Source organism: Schinkia acidoalkalinis (genome assembly GCF_054301215.1).
In genome coordinates this window covers 1,986,877-2,006,194 of sequence record NZ_CP182573.1, presented here as the reverse complement: position 1 = coordinate 2,006,194, position 19,318 = coordinate 1,986,877, and the positions used below count along the sequence as shown (strand labels likewise).

The 19,318-nt window shown below is 43.1% G+C and carries 12 protein-coding genes, 7 tRNA genes and 3 rRNA genes; 20 read left to right on the top strand and 2 right to left on the bottom strand.

Going from position 1 to position 19,318, the window contains the following annotated elements; translation table 11 throughout:
- Positions 1-51: 51 nt before the first annotated feature.
- Entirely contained in the window at positions 52-1,101 is a 1,050-nt protein-coding gene (locus ACNQFZ_RS10485; protein WP_458415157.1) for a P-loop NTPase, read from the top strand.
- Positions 1,102-1,135: 34 nt separating this feature from the next.
- Here ACNQFZ_RS10485 and gerD read toward each other — a convergent pair whose 3' ends face one another.
- The gene (gene gerD / locus ACNQFZ_RS10480; protein ID WP_458415156.1) at positions 1,136-1,744 is read right to left on the bottom strand and encodes a spore germination lipoprotein GerD; all 609 of its coding nucleotides are present in this window, start codon (positions 1,742-1,744) and stop codon (positions 1,136-1,138) included.
- A 167-nt stretch (positions 1,745-1,911) separates the two neighbouring features.
- Here gerD and ACNQFZ_RS10475 point away from each other — a divergent pair, with 167 nt between their 5' ends.
- On the top strand, positions 1,912-2,511 hold the full coding sequence (locus ACNQFZ_RS10475; protein ID WP_458415155.1) for a KinB-signaling pathway activation protein: 600 nt from the start codon (positions 1,912-1,914) through the stop codon (positions 2,509-2,511).
- A 17-nt stretch (positions 2,512-2,528) separates the two neighbouring features.
- On the opposite strand, the gene pdaB is transcribed toward ACNQFZ_RS10475, so the two are convergent.
- Positions 2,529-3,293: a polysaccharide deacetylase family sporulation protein PdaB gene (pdaB, locus tag ACNQFZ_RS10470; protein WP_458415154.1), complete on the bottom strand. Its 765-nt coding sequence runs from the start codon at positions 3,291-3,293 to the stop codon at positions 2,529-2,531.
- Between the two features lie 176 nt (positions 3,294-3,469).
- On the opposite strand from pdaB, the gene ACNQFZ_RS10465 reads away from it, so the two are divergent.
- From ACNQFZ_RS10465 to glmS, 18 genes are all read left to right on the top strand, one after another.
- Positions 3,470-3,709 (top strand): hypothetical protein, encoded by a 240-nt coding sequence (locus ACNQFZ_RS10465; RefSeq protein ID WP_458415153.1) that lies wholly within the window; start codon positions 3,470-3,472, stop codon positions 3,707-3,709.
- 371 nt (positions 3,710-4,080) lie between these two features.
- Positions 4,081-5,627: ribosomal RNA gene (locus ACNQFZ_RS10460) — 16S ribosomal RNA — on the top strand.
- A gap of 153 nt (positions 5,628-5,780) precedes the next feature.
- Positions 5,781-8,713 (top strand): 23S ribosomal RNA (locus tag ACNQFZ_RS10455).
- A gap of 216 nt (positions 8,714-8,929) precedes the next feature.
- Positions 8,930-9,046 (top strand): 5S ribosomal RNA (gene rrf / locus ACNQFZ_RS10450).
- The 16S, 23S and 5S rRNA genes sit together here with 7 tRNA genes alongside, the layout of an rRNA operon.
- Positions 9,047-9,104: 58 nt before the next feature.
- Positions 9,105-9,179, top strand: a tRNA-Asn gene (locus ACNQFZ_RS10445).
- Between the two features lies 1 nt (position 9,180).
- Positions 9,181-9,253: transfer RNA gene (locus ACNQFZ_RS10440), tRNA-Thr, on the top strand.
- Positions 9,254-9,270: 17 nt separating this feature from the next.
- Positions 9,271-9,345 (top strand) — tRNA-Glu (locus tag ACNQFZ_RS10435).
- A gap of 9 nt (positions 9,346-9,354) precedes the next feature.
- Positions 9,355-9,430 (top strand) — tRNA-Thr (locus ACNQFZ_RS10430).
- A gap of 12 nt (positions 9,431-9,442) precedes the next feature.
- Positions 9,443-9,527, top strand: a tRNA-Tyr gene (locus ACNQFZ_RS10425).
- Between the two features lie 15 nt (positions 9,528-9,542).
- Positions 9,543-9,617, top strand: a tRNA-Gly gene (locus tag ACNQFZ_RS10420).
- 6 nt (positions 9,618-9,623) lie between these two features.
- Positions 9,624-9,699 (top strand) — tRNA-Ala (locus tag ACNQFZ_RS10415).
- Positions 9,700-10,716: 1,017 nt separating this feature from the next.
- Positions 10,717-11,619 (top strand): arginase, encoded by a 903-nt coding sequence (rocF, locus tag ACNQFZ_RS10410; RefSeq protein WP_458415152.1) that lies wholly within the window; start codon positions 10,717-10,719, stop codon positions 11,617-11,619.
- 257 nt (positions 11,620-11,876) lie between these two features.
- Positions 11,877-12,440 (top strand): RNA polymerase sigma factor SigW, encoded by a 564-nt coding sequence (gene sigW, locus ACNQFZ_RS10405; protein WP_458415151.1) that lies wholly within the window; start codon positions 11,877-11,879, stop codon positions 12,438-12,440.
- Positions 12,441-12,453: 13 nt separating this feature from the next.
- On the top strand, positions 12,454-13,053 hold the full coding sequence (locus tag ACNQFZ_RS10400) for a zf-HC2 domain-containing protein (RefSeq protein ID WP_458415150.1): 600 nt from the start codon (positions 12,454-12,456) through the stop codon (positions 13,051-13,053).
- 188 nt (positions 13,054-13,241) lie between these two features.
- Complete coding sequence (gene cdaA, locus ACNQFZ_RS10395; RefSeq protein ID WP_458415149.1) at positions 13,242-14,066, top strand: diadenylate cyclase CdaA; 825 nt, start codon at positions 13,242-13,244, stop codon at positions 14,064-14,066.
- A complete protein-coding gene (locus ACNQFZ_RS10390; RefSeq protein WP_458415148.1) occupies positions 14,056-15,300 on the top strand; it encodes a CdaR family protein in 1,245 nt (414 codons plus the stop codon). The genes cdaA and ACNQFZ_RS10390 overlap by 11 nt, the downstream gene beginning before the upstream one ends.
- A 43-nt stretch (positions 15,301-15,343) precedes the next feature.
- Positions 15,344-16,690 carry a phosphoglucosamine mutase gene (gene glmM / locus ACNQFZ_RS10385; protein ID WP_458415147.1) on the top strand — a complete coding sequence of 449 codons (1,347 nt, stop codon included), beginning with the start codon at positions 15,344-15,346 and terminating at the stop codon, positions 16,688-16,690.
- A gap of 473 nt (positions 16,691-17,163) precedes the next feature.
- Complete coding sequence (gene glmS / locus ACNQFZ_RS10380) at positions 17,164-18,966, top strand: glutamine--fructose-6-phosphate transaminase (isomerizing) (RefSeq protein WP_458415146.1); 1,803 nt, start codon at positions 17,164-17,166, stop codon at positions 18,964-18,966.
- The last annotated feature ends 352 nt before the right edge of the window (positions 18,967-19,318 follow it).

Genomic DNA, 19,318 nt, shown 5'->3' with positions numbered 1-19,318 from the left:
CATTGTGTTATAATCATAATGGTAAAATAATTTAATTAGGTGGTGGGTTTTTTGATAACACAAGAACAAGTGAGAGAGATTCTAGGAAAGATTAAAGACCCTTATTTACATAGAACATTGGCAGAAACAAATGGTATTGAGGAAATCAGCATTAAAGAAGAAAAAAGTCACGTCAGTGTGAAGATTGCCATTGCCCAAGCAGGTTCAAAGGATCAAATGACAATCCAACAGCAGATCGTCAGTGCCTTAAAGAGCGGTGGAGCTAATACGGTTGGTATTCGCGTGAACCAGCTTCCTCCAGAGGTTGTAGCAAGCCTTGCTCCTCTTGACGAGCCAAAGTCAATTTTGGCACCTGGAAGCAGCACAACGTTTATTGCTATTGCCAGTGGTAAAGGCGGAGTTGGAAAATCAACAGTTTCAGTAAACCTTGCTGTAGCATTGGCTAGATTAGGTAAAAAAGTAGGCCTAGTTGATGCAGATATTTATGGTTTCAGTGTACCTGATATGATGGGAATTGCGGACCGACCTGAAGTAAAAAATGAGCGTATTATCCCTGTTGATAGATTCGGCGTAAAGGTAATCTCAATGGGATTCTTTGTAGAAGACAATGCCCCCATTATTTGGCGTGGCCCAATGCTTGGTAAAATGTTAAACCAATTCTTTTCTGAAGTAGAGTGGGGAGATCTTGATTACCTATTATTAGATTTACCTCCAGGAACAGGGGATGTAGCATTAGATGTCCATCAAATGATCCCTCACGCTAAAGAGATTATTGTAACAACACCACATCCAACAGCAGCGTTTGTTGCGGCACGTGCTGGTGCGATGGCTTTAAGAACTGAACACGAACTATTAGGTATTATCGAAAACATGTCTTACTTTGAAAGCAAGGTAACAGGGGAGAAAGAATATATCTTCGGTAAAGGCGGCGGCCAAAAGCTATCTGAAGACCTTGATACAACATTATTAGGGCAAATTCCACTTGGTCAACCTGAAATTGATGAAAACGAATTTGCACCATCTATTTATGGTGAAAATCATATGATCGGTAAAATATATACTGAAGTAGCTGAACAGGTTATTAAACATACTGGTAAATAAAAAAATGTCAGGCATTTGCCTGACATTTTCATTTTTATTGTCCACCGCCGCCGCCGTCACTAGCGCCACCGCTATCACTCTTTTTGGTTTGTCCCTCTTTTTGTAGCTCTTCAGCACCTTTAATGAGAAGATCCTGCATTTTAGCCTTGAAAAGTGGGCTATCTACAGTCTCAATCATCACTGTTTTCATTTGATCTCGATATTTTTGTGTTTTAAGTGCGTCTGTCAGCTGCTTTTCCATTTCAGGATTCTTCAATATCTCAATCATTGCAGCTTGATAGTCGGGGTCTTTCATTAAATCCTTCAGTAATTTTTCATGTTCTTTTTGCATTGATTTTGCAAAGGTCTCCGCAAACTTTGGATCTTCAAATTGCTTTTTCCAGAAGTCCTGAGCTTCTTGAGAAGTGAGTGCGCCTTTAATTGTATCTTTTACGACTGTGTCATTCATGACCAGCTTTCCCTTTGTCTTCTCATCATTTAAAACATCTTCAATTGCCTTTTTTCCTTCATCTGTTTTGAGGATGTCGATGACTAGCTTTTTAGTCCCCTCATAATCAGCGTTTTGTCCGTTTCCTTGGTCGGCTGGGGCGCAGCCGTTTACTAGAAATAGAAGAAAAATGAGGAGCAGGGCTTTGTATTTCATATTTTAAAAAGCTCCTTTCAGTAAGGATTCCTACTTTTAATATGATAAGAATTAGAAAAATTATACGTTGATTTGTATAGCTTTTTAAGGGTGTGATTGTTACAATTAGACAAGAAGTAATAGCAATATTTTAGCAGGGCTGAATATTGTTGCTGGAGGCTTAAAAAGTGACGAGTCGAAATTGGGTTTATTTATTTTTTACGACATTAATCATCGGTGCTGTTTGTACAATATTTATTGGATTTGCAGTGGAGTGGAATAAATATTCCACGTTTTTTGCTGCATTTAATATCGCAGAAATCTCATCCATTGCCATTTGGTTAATCGGAGTAGGCTTTATTTTTAGTTTAATTAGCCAAGCGGGTTACTTTGCGTATTTAACCGTTCACCGCTTCGGATTAGGAATGTTTAAATCATTATGGGGACCAGTACAAATCTTATTTACAGTATTTGTATTATTCGATTTTGTATACCTTCGTTATACTACCTTTGCCAAAGAAGGCGAGTCACTTGTTCCTTATATTGTACCTGCAGTACTAATTTTAATTTATGGACTTATCGTAGCCTTTTTTAAAGTAAAACAAACGAATCAATCGGCATTCGTTCCGGCCTTGTTTTTTACAGTGGCCATTTCTATTCTAGAATGGGTACCAGCTCTTCGTGCGAATGAAAAAGACTGGATTTTGCTTATGATTTTCCCGTTACTAATTTGTAATACGTGGCAGCTATTTATTCTACCCAAGTTGAATCAACGAAAAGCAAAATGAGGCTGGTTTTATCAGCCTCATTTTATTTCCGAACTTTTAATTTCTGCATTTGAAACTAATTGCTGAATTGTAACACTTTGTAGCTTTTTATCCTTTAAGCCCTTTATAATTAATGGCAATGCTTTGTCGGTCTGTGTAGCTGAATCCGATGCATTGAGCAGGACTATATCCCCGGCGCTTACATGTTGAACAACGTTTGCCACAATTTTTTCTACGCCCGGGTTCGTATAGTCTTTAGAATCAAGACTATAGTGAACAGTGGCATAGCCGTATGAATCTGCGGCTTTTAATATTTTTTTATTAAAATTGCCATTAGGCGGACGGAAGAATTTAATTTCCTTAATGCCTAATTTTTTTAGTTTTTCGTCAGCAATGAGGATGTCTCTTTTAATTTTTTTGTCATCCCAATCGGAATAATTGCGATAATGATATCCAAGACTACCTATAGCGTGTCCTTCTTTTATTATTCTTTCAACAATCTGCGGGTGCCTTTCAGCCCAGGAGGCAGAAATAAAAAATGTTGTATTTTTAACTCCTTCATTTTTAAGCACATCCAATATTTTATCTGCCTGTTCATCTCCCCAGCTTATATCGAACGTTAATGCTACACTGTTTCCAACCTTCTCACCCTTATAAATGGCCATAGGGCTATCCTTTGTTGAAAAAAATACGGATTGCTGCAAGTTACCGATATACAAAATGCTAGCAGCAAAAAAAGCAGCTAAGACAATGATAAGAGATTGTTTAAGCCTCCTACCATTTATCACAAAGAAAAAATTCATGATAAATCCTCCTCCAACGATAATTACGATGTTTAATAAATATGCTTTTTTGGACAAGACTATGAATAAATTTTTTAGATTGAGAAAAATTATCATTAATCTATTATTTGGGTAAAAGTAACATGTGATAGGATTGGATACTTTATCAAATGGAAAATACTCTAAGAGGTGAAGATATGCTGGCATTTTTAGTGAATAAACGAGAGATTAAGGAACTTGAATATTTATTAAAGCGGGAAATGGAGGAGATTCTTCAAGATTTGAATGATTCAAGAATAGATATATGCGTAAAACTAGCAATGGAGGACCGATATCAAGTCCTTTTTAATTTTTTTAAACGGTTTGCTTCTGAAGTGGAGTGCAGTAAATATTTAAGATCGAAAAAATTTAAAAGAAAAAATCAGTTGATTAGATAGCAGGTAAACAGGTGGAGTGGGAATTACATCATCAATTTAGAAAAATAGTAAATCGATATATTGACCGTTTAAAATTCATGTGATATATTTATTTTCGCTGTTGAATTTGACTTTTTCTTTGTATAAAAACTTGTTGACTTAGGTGAAGTTTTTTGATACTATTTTAAAAGTCATAAGGAAGACAAATAATAATAAAGTAAATTTATTGTTGACTTCCACGAAATGATCTGATATGATAAAGAACGTCGCTGAAAGAATATAGCGAAACAGATTAAAATGATCTTTGAAAACTAAACAAAATGTCAAGCGTGCAAACAAAGTTGAACCTTTGAGTTCAACACAAGTCAGTTTAATTTTGAGCAATCAAACACTTTTTGGAGAGTTTGATCCTGGCTCAGGACGAACGCTGGCGGCGTGCCTAATACATGCAAGTCGAGCGGATGACGAGGAGCTTGCTCCTCTGATTCAGCGGCGGACGGGTGAGTAACACGTGGGCAACCTGCCTGTAAGACTGGGATAACTTCGGGAAACCGGAGCTAATACCGGATAACTCATGAGACCACATGGTCTTATGATAAAAGATGGTTTCGGCTATCACTTACAGATGGGCCCGCGGCGCATTAGCTAGTTGGTGAGGTAACGGCTCACCAAGGCGACGATGCGTAGCCGACCTGAGAGGGTGATCGGCCACACTGGGACTGAGACACGGCCCAGACTCCTACGGGAGGCAGCAGTAGGGAATCTTCCGCAATGGACGAAAGTCTGACGGAGCAACGCCGCGTGAGCGATGAAGGCCTTCGGGTCGTAAAGCTCTGTTGTTAGGGAAGAACAAGTATCAGTTAACTGCTGGTACCTTGACGGTACCTAACGAGAAAGCCACGGCTAACTACGTGCCAGCAGCCGCGGTAATACGTAGGTGGCAAGCGTTGTCCGGATTTATTGGGCGTAAAGCGCGCGCAGGCGGTTCTTTAAGTCTGATGTGAAAGCCCCCGGCTCAACCGGGGAGGGTCATTGGAAACTGGGGAACTTGAGTGCAGAAGAGAAGAGCGGAATTCCACGTGTAGCGGTGAAATGCGTAGAGATGTGGAGGAACACCAGTGGCGAAGGCGGCTCTTTGGTCTGTAACTGACGCTGAGGCGCGAAAGCGTGGGGAGCAAACAGGATTAGATACCCTGGTAGTCCACGCCGTAAACGATGAGTGCTAAGTGTTGGAGGGTTTCCGCCCTTCAGTGCTGCAGCTAACGCATTAAGCACTCCGCCTGGGGAGTACGGTCGCAAGACTGAAACTCAAAGGAATTGACGGGGGCCCGCACAAGCGGTGGAGCATGTGGTTTAATTCGAAGCAACGCGAAGAACCTTACCAGGTCTTGACATCCTCTGACAATCCTAGAGATAGGACTTCCCCTTCGGGGGCAGAGTGACAGGTGGTGCATGGTTGTCGTCAGCTCGTGTCGTGAGATGTTGGGTTAAGTCCCGCAACGAGCGCAACCCTTGTCCTTAGTTGCCAGCATTCAGTTGGGCACTCTAGGGAGACTGCCGGTGACAAACCGGAGGAAGGTGGGGATGACGTCAAATCATCATGCCCCTTATGACCTGGGCTACACACGTGCTACAATGGATGGTACAAAGGGAAGCAAGACCGCGAGGTGGAGCCAATCCCATAAAGCCATTCTCAGTTCGGATTGTAGGCTGCAACTCGCCTACATGAAGCCGGAATCGCTAGTAATCGCGGATCAGCATGCCGCGGTGAATACGTTCCCGGGCCTTGTACACACCGCCCGTCACACCACGAGAGTTTGTAACACCCGAAGTCGGTGGGGTAACCTTTTGGAGCCAGCCGCCTAAGGTGGGACAGATGATTGGGGTGAAGTCGTAACAAGGTAGCCGTATCGGAAGGTGCGGCTGGATCACCTCCTTTCTAAGGATAATAAGGTGCGCTTTGACATTTTGTTTAGTTTTGAGAGAGCATTTCTCTCAGAACTTGTTCCTTGAAAACTAGATAATCGTAAACATTCATATTTACTGTAAGAAAGTTCTTATTACAATCATGATGATTCAATCAATCATCTTAGGTTAAGTTAGTAAGGGCGCACGGTGAATGCCTTGGCACTAGGAGCCGATGAAGGACGGGACTAACACCGATATGCTTCGGGGAGCTGTAAGTAAGCTTTGATCCGGAGATTTCCGAATGGGGAAACCCACTGTTCGTAATGGGACAGTATCTTTACCTGAATACATAGGGTATTGAAGGCAGACCCGGGGAACTGAAACATCTAAGTACCCGGAGGAAGAGAAAGCAAATGCGATTTCCTTAGTAGCGGCGAGCGAAACGGAAACAGCCCAAACCAAGAGGCTTGCCTCTTGGGGTTGTAGGACACTCTATACGGAGTTATAAAGGAATGAAGTAGGTGAAGTGGTCTGGAAAGGCCAGCCGAAGAAGGTAACAGCCCTGTAGCTGAAACTTCGTTCCCTCTTGAGTGGATCCTGAGTACGGCGGGACACGTGAAATCCCGTCGGAAGCTGGGAGGACCATCTCCCAAGGCTAAATACTCCCTAGTGACCGATAGTGAACCAGTACCGTGAGGGAAAGGTGAAAAGCACCCCGGAAGGGGAGTGAAAGAGATCCTGAAACCGTGTGCCTACAAGTAGTTGGAGCCCATTCAAGGGTGACAGCGTGCCTTTTGTAGAATGAACCGGCGAGTTACGATCCCGTGCAAGGTTAAGTCGAAGAGACGGAGCCGCAGCGAAAGCGAGTCTGAATAGGGCGTCAAGAGTACGTGGTCGTAGACCCGAAACCAGGTGATCTACCCATGTCCAGGTTGAAGTCCAGGTAACACTGGATGGAGGACCGAACCCACGCACGTTGAAAAGTGCGGGGATGAGGTGTGGGTAGCGGAGAAATTCCAATCGAACTTGGAGATAGCTGGTTCTCCCCGAAATAGCTTTAGGGCTAGCCTTAAGGTAAGAGTCTTGGAGGTAGAGCACTGATTGGACTAGGGGCCCCCATCGGGTTACCGAATTCAGTCAAACTCCGAATGCCAAAGACTTATCCTTAGGAGTCAGACTACGAGTGATAAGGTCCGTGGTCAAAAGGGAAACAGCCCAGACCTCCAGCTAAGGTCCCAAAGTGTACGTTAAGTGGCAAAGGATGTGGAGTTGCCCAGACAACCAGGATGTTGGCTTAGAAGCAGCCACCATTTAAAGAGTGCGTAATAGCTCACTGGTCGAGTGACTCTGCGCCGAAAATGTAACGGGGCTAAACGTACCACCGAAGCTGAGGATTGACACTTACGTGTCAGTGGTAGGGGAGCGTTCTAAGGGCTTTGAAGCTAGACCGAAAGGACTGGTGGAGCGCTTAGAAGTGAGAATGCCGGTGTGAGTAGCGAAAAGACAGGTGAGAATCCTGTCCATCGAAAGCCTAAGGTTTCCTGAGGAAGGCTCGTCCGCTCAGGGTTAGTCGGGACCTAAGCCGAGGCCGAAAGGCGTAGGCGATGGCCAACAGGTTGATATTCCTGTACCACCTCTTTACCGTTTGAGCAATGGAGGGACGCAGTAGGATAGGGTAAGCGCGCCGTTGGTTGTGCGCGTCCAAGCAGTTAGGCTAATGAGTAGGCAAATCCGCTCATTGTAAAGGCTGAGCTGTGATGGCGAGGGAAAATAGTACCGAAGTTCCTGATTCCACACTGCCAAGAAAAGCTTCTAGCGAGGTAGAAGGTGCCCGTACCGCAAACCGACACAGGTAGGCGAGGAGAGAATCCTAAGATGCGCGAGAGAACTCTCGTTAAGGAACTCGGCAAAATGACCCCGTAACTTCGGGAGAAGGGGTGCTCTGGTAGCGTGCAAGCGCGAGAGAGCCGCAGTGAATAGGCCCAAGCGACTGTTTAGCAAAAACACAGGTCTCTGCGAAGCCGTAAGGCGAAGTATAGGGGCTGACACCTGCCCGGTGCTGGAAGGTTAAGAGGAGGGGTTATCCTTTACGGAGAAGCTCTGAATCGAAGCCCCAGTAAACGGCGGCCGTAACTATAACGGTCCTAAGGTAGCGAAATTCCTTGTCAGGTAAGTTCTGACCCGCACGAAAGGTGTAACGACTTGGGCACTGTCTCAACGAGAGACTCGGTGAAATCATAGTACCTGTGAAGATGCAGGTTACCCGCGACAGGACGGAAAGACCCCATGGAGCTTTACTGCAGCCTGATATTGAATTTTGGTACAGCTTGTACAGGATAGGTAGGAGCCTGAGAAGCCGGAGCGCCAGCTTCGGTGGAGGCATCGGTGGGATACTACCCTGGCTGTATTGAAATTCTAACCCACGCCCCTGATCGGGGCGGGAGACAGTGTCAGGTGGGCAGTTTGACTGGGGCGGTCGCCTCCCAAAGAGTAACGGAGGCGCCCAAAGGTTCCCTCAGAATGGTTGGAAATCATTCGCAGAGTGTAAAGGCACAAGGGAGCTTGACTGCGAGACCTACAAGTCGAGCAGGGACGAAAGTCGGGCTTAGTGATCCGGTGGTTCCGCATGGAAGGGCCATCGCTCAACGGATAAAAGCTACCCTGGGGATAACAGGCTTATCTCCCCCAAGAGTCCACATCGACGGGGAGGTTTGGCACCTCGATGTCGGCTCATCGCATCCTGGGGCTGTAGTCGGTCCCAAGGGTTGGGCTGTTCGCCCATTAAAGCGGTACGCGAGCTGGGTTCAGAACGTCGTGAGACAGTTCGGTCCCTATCCGTCGTGGGCGCAGGAAATTTGAGAGGAGCTGTCCTTAGTACGAGAGGACCGGGATGGACGCACCGCTGGTGTACCAGTTGTCTTGCCAAAGGCATCGCTGGGTAGCTATGTGCGGACGGGATAAGTGCTGAAAGCATCTAAGCATGAAGCCCCCCTCGAGATGAGATTTCCCATTCGTAAGAAGTAAGATCCCTCAGAGACGATGAGGTAGATAGGTCTGAGGTGGAAGCGTAGCGATACGTGGAGCTGACAGATACTAATCGATCGAGGACTTAACCAAATAGAAAAGCGGAAGCGACCGTTTAGCGCACGACAAAACTGGAGCGCATCGACTGAGATAAAGGAAACACGACGAACGAAAGTGAGTCGATGTTGACTTATCGTAGGGAGATGAGCGGAAGTTTACTAGTCGCTGGGAGCTGGAGCTGGACAGAATAAGTGAATATGAATGCAGATTATCTAGTTTTGAAGGAACAACCTTCAATTGAATACAATGTTTGGTGACGATAGCGAAGAGGTCACACCCGTTCCCATTCCGAACACGGAAGTTAAGCTCTTCAGCGCCGATGGTAGTTGGGGGCTGTCCCCCTGTGAGAGTAGGACGTTGCCAAGCATTTAATTTTATTCTGCTAAATAGAGCTAATGACTTTTGTGAATATCTTATTTTTTATTCCACAGTAGCTCAGTGGTAGAGCTATCGGCTGTTAACCGATCGGTCGCAGGTTCGAGTCCTGCCTGTGGAGCCATGCTTCCATAGCTCAGCAGGTAGAGCACTTCCATGGTAAGGAAGAGGTCGTCGGTTCGAGCCCGATTGGAAGCTTTTTAAATACATTTTTTGGCCCGTTGGTCAAGCGGTTAAGACACCGCCCTTTCACGGCGGTAACACGGGTTCGAATCCCGTACGGGTCACCATTATATCATGCCGGCTTAGCTCAATTGGTAGAGCAACTGACTTGTAATCAGTAGGTTGAGGGTTCAAGTCCTTTAGCCGGCACCACTTAAATAATCTGGAGGGGTAGCGAAGTGGCTAAACGCGGCGGACTGTAAATCCGCTCCCTGTGGGTTCGGCGGTTCGAATCCGTCCCCCTCCACCATTTTATTCAATATATGCGGAAGTAGTTCAGTGGTAGAACACCACCTTGCCAAGGTGGGGGTCGCGGGTTCGAATCCCGTCTTCCGCTCCAAGTAATGGGGGCTTAGCTCAGCTGGGAGAGCGCCTGCTTTGCACGCAGGAGGTCAGCGGTTCGATCCCGCTAGTCTCCACCATAACTATACATAAGATAACGCTTAGAGCATATTTGTTCTAAGCGTTTTTTGTTACACTTTAATACCTGGCTTAGTGACTACAAATTGGTGTAAGGCTATACCTAGTCGTTATACCGTAAAAGTAGAGCTCGAAAACGTAAGAAAAGGCAAGTCTTCGGTCACTATAGCGAGGGGGTAGAGCCCAATAACGAAAGAAAATTGGTTGTGCGGTCACTATAGCGAGGGAGTAGAGCCCAATAACGAAAGAAAATTGGTTGTGCGGTCACTATAGCGAGGGAGTAGAGCCCGACAACGAAAGCAAAACAAGATTCCGGTCACTATAATGAAGAAGTAGAGCCCGACAACACAAGAAAAGCAAGTCTCTGGTAACTAGAATATAGAAGTAGAGCCCAATCTCGCCCCCAAAACAGCACCCCGGTCACGCAAGCGCCCCTCACGTGCCCAACCCTAGCATCTGAGCAGCAACCCAGTCACGCAAGCGCATCTCACGTACCCAGTACCAGCTCCAAAGCAGCCCCTCGGTCACGCAAGCGCCCCTCACGTGCCCAACCCTAGCATCTGAGCAGCAACCCAGTCACGCAAGCGCATCTCACGTACCCAGTACCAGCTCCAAAGCAGCCCCTCGGTTACGCAAGCGCCCCTCACGTGCCCAACCCTAGCATCTGAGCAGCAACCTAGTCACGCAAGCGCATCTCACGTACCCGGTCCCAGCCCCAAAACAGCACCCCGGTCACGCAAGAGCCTCTCGCGTACCCGGCCCTAGCCCCAAAACAGCACGTCGGTCACGCAAGCGCCCCCGACGTGCCCAAAACTAGCCCCAAAGCAGCAACCCGGTCACGCAAGAACGTTTCGCATTCCCAAAACCCGGCCAAAGCAGCAACCCAGTCACGCAAAAACGCCAAAATCACTTCCCCACCACACCACCTGCATATATATTCAAAAACCTGCTCAGTTGAGTCACCCCTATATAAAAATGTAAAATATAATAAATAAAAGCAGGCAAGGGGGAGTGCCAGGATGAATAAAAATATATCTATTATTGGTATGCCGATTGATTTAGGGCAAACAAGACGTGGGGTAGATATGGGTCCGAGTGCCATTCGTTATGCAGGTGTTGTTGAACGCTTAGAGGCATTACAATACCAGATTGAGGACCTGGGGGACATTGTAATTAAAAGGCCACCACGTAAAGAAATTATGATGGATACAAATTTAAAAAACTTAAAAGAAGTTGCCGATGCGAGTGAAAAACTAGCAGCAAAAGTTGATGAAGCGATTAAAGCCAATCATTTTCCGTTGATGCTAGGCGGGGACCATAGCATTGCGATTGGATCCATTGCGGGAATCGCAAAACATTACAAAAATTTAGGTGTGATTTGGTATGATGCTCATGGAGATTTAAATACAGCTGAAACATCCCCGTCCGGAAATATTCATGGCATGCCACTTGCTATTTGCCTCGGGATTGGTCATCCAGACTTAATTAACATTGCTGGCTACTCGCCAAAGGTGAAGCCGGAGAATGTCGTAATTATTGGCGCACGTTCCCTTGATGACGGTGAAAAGAAGCTTATTCGTGACAAAGGGATCCGTGTCTACACTATGCATGAAATCGATCGTATGGGTATGACAGCTGTGATGGAAGAAACAATCAGCTACTTATCGGCACGGACAGATGGTGTGCATTTAAGCCTTGATCTTGACGGCTTAGACCCTAGTGATGCTCCTGGTGTCGGAACACCTGTTATGGGGGGCCTTAGTTATCGCGAAAGTCATTTAGCGATGGAAATGCTGGCTGAATCCGAAATCATTACTTCAGCCGAGTTTGTAGAGGTGAACCCAATCTTGGATGAAAAGAATAAAACTGCATCATTAGCTGTTGCTTTAATGGGGTCTTTACTAGGGGAAAAACTGAAATAAATGCAAAGGATAGAGGGTGTGCCTGTATCCTCTTTCCCTATTTTATCAAAAGTTTTTTCATTCAATAAAATAGTCATTCTCTCCTACGAACTTATACTTCCCTTCTGAGAGGAAATTCCATATTATTACATATAAAGGTATCCAAGCTTAGCAATTTGAATACATAAAAAACAAAAAATGTTATTATTATGATTGAAACTTTTTTGTCTGGTTCATCGTAAATAATAATAACCGCAAGTAGCGGAGGGAAAAGATAAATGGATGATCTAATAAAAAAGAGGATAAAACAGGTCAAAAAAGGTGATCAAAATGCATTCTCTGAAATCGTTGACCTCTTCAAGGACAAAGTGTTTCAGCTTTGTTACAGGATGGTTGGCAATCGCCATGATGCCGAAGATATTGCACAGGAAGCTTTCATAAGAGCTTATATTAATATCAATAGTTATGATCTGAATCGGAAATTTTCTTCTTGGCTCTATCGAATTGCAACAAACCTTTCAATTGACCGGTTAAGAAAGAAGAAACCAGACTTTTTTCTCGATGCAGAAATTGAGGGAACTGAAGGACTCACGATGTATTCACAAATACCATCAGATGATCCACAGCCGGAGGAAATGGTTGAAAGCCTGGAGTTTCAAGAGTGGATTCAACAAGGAATCGATGAACTTCCGGTTATGTATAGGTCCGTCATCGTCTTAAAATATATTGAGGAGCTTTCGTTAAAGGAAATCGGGGAAATACTTGATTTGCCGATAGGAACTGTAAAAACTCGTATACATAGGGGAAGGGAAGCATTAAGGAAAAGATTACGTGATGTTTAAAGGGGTGAAAAAAATGCAATGTTCACAAACCTATGTTGAGTTAATGCATAAATTCTTAGATGAAGAAATAACAACAGAAGAGGAAAAGCAACTCAGAAATCATTTAAATGGATGTCCAAGTTGTCAGAGCCATTTTCAGGAACTTAAAAAAGCAATCGCCTTTGTTCAAAGTACAGCGCATATTCAAGCTCCCTTAAACTTTACAAATAATGTGATGGCAAATCTGCCGAAAGAAAAGCCAGTTGCAACTTATCAAAGGTGGGTTAAGGCTCATCCAATGTTGGCTGCTGCAGCTGTTTTTATCATTCTAATGGGAGGCAGTGTATTTTCAACTTGGAATAACAATGCAGAGTTATCGGTCTCAAAACAATCCAATTTACAAATTAAGGATCATACCGTCATTGTTCCTAAAGGAGAAGTTGTTGAAGGTGATGTCATTGTCAGGAATGGTGATTTAAAAATAGAAGGTGAAGTGCACGGCGATGTTGTCGTCATTAACGGCGATCAATATATGGCATCCGCCGGTCAAGTAACCGGAGAGATTGAAGAAATTGATGAGGTTTTTGGGTGGCTTTGGTACAATACAAAAAGCTTCTTTAGCCGACTTTTCTAAATACAAGGTGCTATCTGGATAAAGGATAGCCTTTTTATTTTGCAAAAAAAAGCTCTACGGCGCATATCCATCCTATTATAAAAAAGAGATTTGTAACTCCCTTTTAAAAAAGGTGTATCTATCTAATTTGTGTTATAATAGGGTCGTTATCGGCTATACCTGAATTTTTCAAAAGAGGAAGTGTGAAAATGCCTTTAAGGGACTTTCCAATTTTAGATTATCTGGGAGAGGCCATCGATGTTTTACTCGTTGCCTTTGTAATATATAAATTAATCATGTTAATCCGTGGAACAAAAGCTGTCCAGTTATTGAAAGGCATTTTAGTAATCATTGCAGTATGGTTCCTTAGCAGTTTTTTCGGGTTAACGACCATGCAATGGTTAATGGACAAAGCCTTAACATGGGGGTTTTTGGCAATCATCATTATCTTCCAGCCGGAACTTAGGCGGGCACTTGAGCAGTTAGGACGTGGCCGGTTATTTTCTAGAAGTGCTATACCTGAAGAAGAAATGATTTCAAAAACTATAGATGAAATTGTAAAGTCGATTACATATATGGCAAAACGTCGAATTGGTGCACTATTGTCCATAGAACGAGAAACCGGAATGGGGGACTATATTGAAACAGGAATCCCATTAAATGCGAAGGTTTCATCTGAACTGTTAATTAATATTTTTATTCCGAACACACCTCTACATGACGGTGCTGTTATTGTGAAGGAAAATGAAATTAAAGCGGCTGCATGTTATTTGCCGCTTTCAGAAAGTCCATTTATTTCAAAGGAATTAGGGACACGCCACCGTGCAGCCTTAGGAATTAGTGAAGTAACAGATAGCATCACTATCGTTGTTTCTGAAGAAACAGGAGGTATATCTCTTACCAAGAATGGAGAGTTGTATCGTAATTTAACGAATGACAAACTGAAAGAAATGTTAACAGAGGAGTTAACACTGAATGCGAAAGCAGCTTCCTCATCACGCTGGAATTGGAGGGGGAAGAAGAGTGAAAATTGATCAATGGTTAAATAGTCCGTGGTTTGTTCGAATTCTTTCTTTGTTTTTGGCATTAATGCTTTGGGCAAACGTGAATATGGAGTCGGGTAACACCCCTGCCCCAGTTGGAAGTCTCCCACAAGTAAGTCATAAAACTGAAGCTCTTTCCAATGTTCCGCTCAAAGTTTATTACAATCAGGATAAATTCGTCGTTTCCGGTTTACCGCAAACGGTAAATGTCTACGTTGAAGGAAGCAGCAGTGTTATTAAAACGGTGGAAGCTCAAGGGGACTATGAGGTGTTTGTTGATTTGCGAAATTTATCGCCAGGTTCCCATAAAGTCCGAGTTGAATATCGTAACTTTTCCGAAAACTTATCTGTAAAAACAGATCCACCGACTGTTGATGTAACAATACAGGAAAAAGTGGAGCAAATCATGTCGGTTAAAATTCAAGTTGTAAATGAAGACAAACTACCTGCAGGGTATACGGCTGAACAACCGATTTCTGTACCAAATAGTGTGGCAATTAGAGGCTCTTTAGATCAGGTCCAAAAAATTGGTTTTGTGGAAGGTTATGTGGATATTGCAGGGGCCGATGATACAGTCAAAGCGGACGTGCCGCTTAAAGTATTCGACCATAATGGGGAAGAATTGAAATTGGAAATTGTTCCGGCCGTTGTCGAGGTAAAGGTTCCAATCAATCCACCAAATAAAAAGGTGCCATACAAAATAAATCGCAAAGGTAGTTTACCAAAGGGACTAAGCATTCAATCATTTGAAGCAACGCCGACAGAAATCACAGTGTATGGTAAGAAAGAAAAAATTGATAATATCAAAATGATAGAAGATTTAGAAGTTGATTTATCGAAAATCGATAAAGACCAAAGTATTGATGTAAAAGTACCAGTTCCTGAGGGGGCTATTAAAGTAACCCCGGAAGTTCTGACGATAAAGGTTGATGTAGAGCCTGAAGCAAGTAAAACAATAACGAATGTTCCGATAAAAATTAATGGGGTCCCTAATTCCCAAGGTATTTCGTTAATTGCCCCAGAAGATGGGCTCGTAAATGTAACCATATATGGCGCTAAAAAAGTAATTGATAATATTGGGCCCGATGATTTTGACGTTAGGTTAAATGCAGGTGGATTTTCAAAAGGTGAATATGAAATGGATATTGATGTTGTTTCAGGTCCGCAGGATATAAGATGGGATATTAACCCCGACAAAGCTCTTGTAGATATAGTAAATGACTAGCTGGAGCATAAAATACGGTTTAATCTAAAAAGGAGCGATAAAAATGGGAAAATATTTTGGAACCGATGGTGTTCGAGGTGTTGCCAATAGTGAGTTAACACCTGAACTTGCTTTTAAACTCGGTCGCTTTGGAGGATATGTTTTAACGAAAGCTGCATCCACACCAAAGGTTATTATTGGACGTGATACAAGAGTTTCCGGCCCGATGCTGGAAGGTGCATTAGTTGCCGGATTGTTATCAATCGGGGCGGAAGTAATGAGATTAGGTGTCATTTCTACACCTGGTGTAGCCTTTCTAACAAAAGCATTGGGAGCTCAAGCGGGCGTCATGATTTCTGCTTCTCATAACCCTGTTGAAGATAATGGCATTAAATTTTTCGGACCAGATGGCTTTAAATTAACAGATGAACAGGAAAATGAAATTGAAGAACTGCTTGATCATGCTGAAGATACATTGCCAAGACCGACAGGGGCGAACTTAGGGCAAGTGATTGATTATTTTGAGGGTGGTCAAAAATATCTGCAATATTTAAAGCAAACCGTTGATGAAGAATTCTCTGGCATTCATGTTGCGCTAGACTGTGCTAATGGAGCAACATCATCACTTGCTCCACATTTATTTGCTGATTTAGAAGCGGATCTTTCAACAATGGCTGTCAACCCTGATGGTTTAAATATTAATGACGGAGTAGGATCAACACACCCGGAAAACTTAGCGAAATTTGTTCTGGAAAGACAGGCGGATATTGGTTTAGCTTTTGACGGAGATGGGGATCGTCTAATCGCCATTGATGAAAATGGGGACATCGTTGACGGCGACCAAATCATGTATATCTGTGCTAAATACTTACATGAACGTGGCAGACTAAATAATGAAACGGTTGTTTCAACGGTCATGAGTAATCTTGGCTTCTACAAAGCACTTGAAGCAAATGAAATGAAAAGCGTACAAACAGCCGTTGGCGACCGTTATGTAATGGAAGAAATGAGAAAGAATGGCTATAACCTAGGCGGAGAGCAATCTGGTCATATCATTTTTCTAGACTATATTACAACAGGCGATGGAATGCTATCAGCGATTCAACTTGTTAATATCATGAAGGTAACAAATAAAAAACTATCTGAATTAGCGAAGGAAATGGATAAATTCCCGCAATTATTGAAAAATGTAAGGGTAACAGACCGCACATTAGCCGGGTCAAATGAAAGAATTCAAGCTATCATTAAAGAAGTGGAGGCCGAAATGGGCGATAACGGGCGCATCCTTGTCCGTCCATCTGGTACTGAGCCTCTTGTTCGAGTTATGGCAGAAGCAGCGACTGAAGAACGATGTGAATACTACGTAAATAAAGTTGTTGCTGTCGTGGAAGAGGAGCTAGGAGCTGAATAAGCACCCATTCAAGTTCTATGGAAAAATATGCATAGGCGGCACGTAAATGCCCGTTTATGCATATTTTATTATATAATCAACTTCAAAAATGGCTGGAAAAATAAAAAAATTGACGAATTTTTGGGACTAATGTAACATGAAGTTGATTTGCTTTTTTCATTTAAAAAATAGAAAGGTGGACAAAGTTAGGTAAGAGAAAGTTTAGAAGCGCCTGAGCTATTCTGGACGAAAGTAGAATAGTTGACGAGGAGGAGGTTTTATCGAATGTCGGCGGATGCCTCCCGGTTGAATCACAGCCGTAAGCTTAAGCGAAAACAAAGAGGTAACTCTTTGCATAAACGGTTAAGTATGATTTTTTCATATGAATTATACAAATAACTAATGTAAATAGGGCGGGGCAAGACGGGCCCCGGAGGGTCTCAACACGACGGAACGGGCCCCCGCTTTCTTGTCCCGGCAAGGAGGAACTTTATATGTGCGGAATCGTAGGCTATATCGGCCAGGATGACACGAAAGAGATTTTATTAAAGGGCTTGGAAAAGCTTGAATACCGCGGATATGATTCAGCAGGTATTGCTGTATTAACAAATGATGGTGTTCAGTTTTTTAAAGAAAAGGGACGGATTGCCGACCTACGTGAAGCCGTAGATGCTTCAGTTGAGGCTACAGCAGGAATTGGACATACACGCTGGGCAACCCACGGCGTTCCTAATAGAAAGAATGCCCATCCGCATCAAAGTGCATCTGGCCGTTTTACGATTGTTCATAACGGTGTAATCGAAAACTATGAGCAATTAAAACGTGACTACTTAGGGAATATTTTACTGAAAAGCGATACAGATACAGAAGTAATCGTGCAAATGATTGAGTATTTTGCCAAGGCTGGCTATTCTGTTGAAGAAGCTTTTCGCAAAACTCTTATACAGTTAAAAGGCTCTTATGCGCTGGCTCTTTTGGATAAAGAAGATAGCGAAAGAATCTATGTAGCCAAAAATAAAAGCCCACTCTTAGTAGGTGTCGGCGATCATTTTAATGTCGTAGCAAGTGATGCAATGGCAATGCTTCAAGTGACTGACCAATACATCGAACTAATGGATAAAGAAATGGTCATCTTAACGAGAGAGTCTATTACCATTAAAAATCTTGATGGTCAGATTATTGAGCGCAATCCTTATAAATGTGAATTGGATGCCAGTGATATTGAAAAAGGAACATACCCTCATTTCATGCTAAAGGAAATTGATGAGCAGCCATTTGTTATGCGTAAAATCATCCAAGAATATGAGGATGAAAATAATGATATTAAACTAGATGATAATATCCGTGAGGCTATGCAGGAAACAGACCGCATTTATATTGTGGCTTGTGGAACGAGTTATCATGCTGGTCTAGTTGGAAAACAATTTATTGAGCGATTAGCTAAAATCCCTGTAGAAGTGCATGTGGCAAGTGAATTTTCATATAATATGCCATTATTATCTGAGAAGCCTTTGTTCATTTTCATTTCTCAAAGCGGGGAAACTGCGGACAGCCGTGCCGTATTAGTAAAAATTAAAGAATTAGGCCATCGTGCCTTAACAATAACAAACGTACCAGGGTCAACACTATCACGTGAAGCAGACTATACTCTTCACCTCTATGCAGGACCGGAAATTGCGGTGGCTTCAACAAAAGCCTATACTGCACAAATGGCGGTATTGGCAATTTTAGCTGTTGATACAGCACGGGCAAAAGGAATTGCATTAGACTTTGACCCAATCTACGAGTTGAGCATTGTTGCCAACGCAATGGAAGTACTTTGTAATCAAAAAGAAGAAATGGACAAAATTGCAAGCGAATATCTAGCTACAACAAGAAATTGCTTCTTCATTGGTCGTGGCATTGATTATTATGTGAGCTTAGAAGGGGCATTAAAACTAAAAGAAATTTCTTATATCCAAGCAGAAGGATTTGCCGGCGGTGAATTAAAACACGGCACCATTGCTTTAATTGAAGAAGGCACACCAGTTGTCGCCATTGCAACCCAAGAAAACGTAAACCTTGGAATCCGCGGCAATGTCAAAGAGGTTGATGCACGCGGCGCCAACTCCTGCATTATAAGCATGAAAGGCTTAGAACAAGAAGGAGACCGCCTCGTGATCCCAGCAGTCCATGAATTAATGACACCATTAATCTCAGTCATTCCATTACAGCTTATTGCATACTACGCATCATTACAACGTGGATGCGATGTTGATAAGCCACGGAATTTGGCAAAGAGCGTAACAGTCGAGTAGAAACAGCGGGGACGGTTCTCCTTGTTTCCCTAATTTATTCCAAGTGATTGTAAGAGAAAAATCGAGCGACGTATCATTGGTACGTAAGCCAGACTCCTTGTGTAGTTTTGATTGATTATTTAAATAAAGTTTGATTAAAAATCCTGTATTGATATGCAGGATTTTTTTTTCTACATTCGGGCCATATTGTTGAGGAAGCTTCAAGAACAGGCATACTGAATTAAAATTATTTGTGAATTATTTTTTTAAAATGAACCGGTGGCAGATTAGTAAAACATAGTATTAACCCGACAAAATGGTGCATGGAATGTCGGACTGACACATTCAACTCCTGTTATTCTATTGATGAAAG

What these genes read in the sequence shown, in the direction of transcription:
- gerD (WP_458415156.1), bottom strand. Translation starts at nt 1,744, where the DNA reads ATGAAATACAAAGCCCTGCTCCTCATTTTTCTTCTATTTCTAGTAAAC.
- glmS (WP_458415146.1), top strand. Translation starts at nt 17,164, where the DNA reads ATGTGCGGAATCGTAGGCTATATCGGCCAGGATGACACGAAAGAGATT.
- ACNQFZ_RS10465 (WP_458415153.1), top strand. Translation starts at nt 3,470, where the DNA reads ATGCTGGCATTTTTAGTGAATAAACGAGAGATTAAGGAACTTGAATAT.
- cdaA (WP_458415149.1), top strand. Translation starts at nt 13,242, where the DNA reads ATGCCTTTAAGGGACTTTCCAATTTTAGATTATCTGGGAGAGGCCATC.
- rocF (WP_458415152.1), top strand. Translation starts at nt 10,717, where the DNA reads ATGAATAAAAATATATCTATTATTGGTATGCCGATTGATTTAGGGCAA.
- glmM (WP_458415147.1), top strand. Translation starts at nt 15,344, where the DNA reads ATGGGAAAATATTTTGGAACCGATGGTGTTCGAGGTGTTGCCAATAGT.
- sigW (WP_458415151.1), top strand. Translation starts at nt 11,877, where the DNA reads ATGGATGATCTAATAAAAAAGAGGATAAAACAGGTCAAAAAAGGTGAT.
- ACNQFZ_RS10400 (WP_458415150.1), top strand. Translation starts at nt 12,454, where the DNA reads ATGCAATGTTCACAAACCTATGTTGAGTTAATGCATAAATTCTTAGAT.
- pdaB (WP_458415154.1), bottom strand. Translation starts at nt 3,293, where the DNA reads ATGAATTTTTTCTTTGTGATAAATGGTAGGAGGCTTAAACAATCTCTT.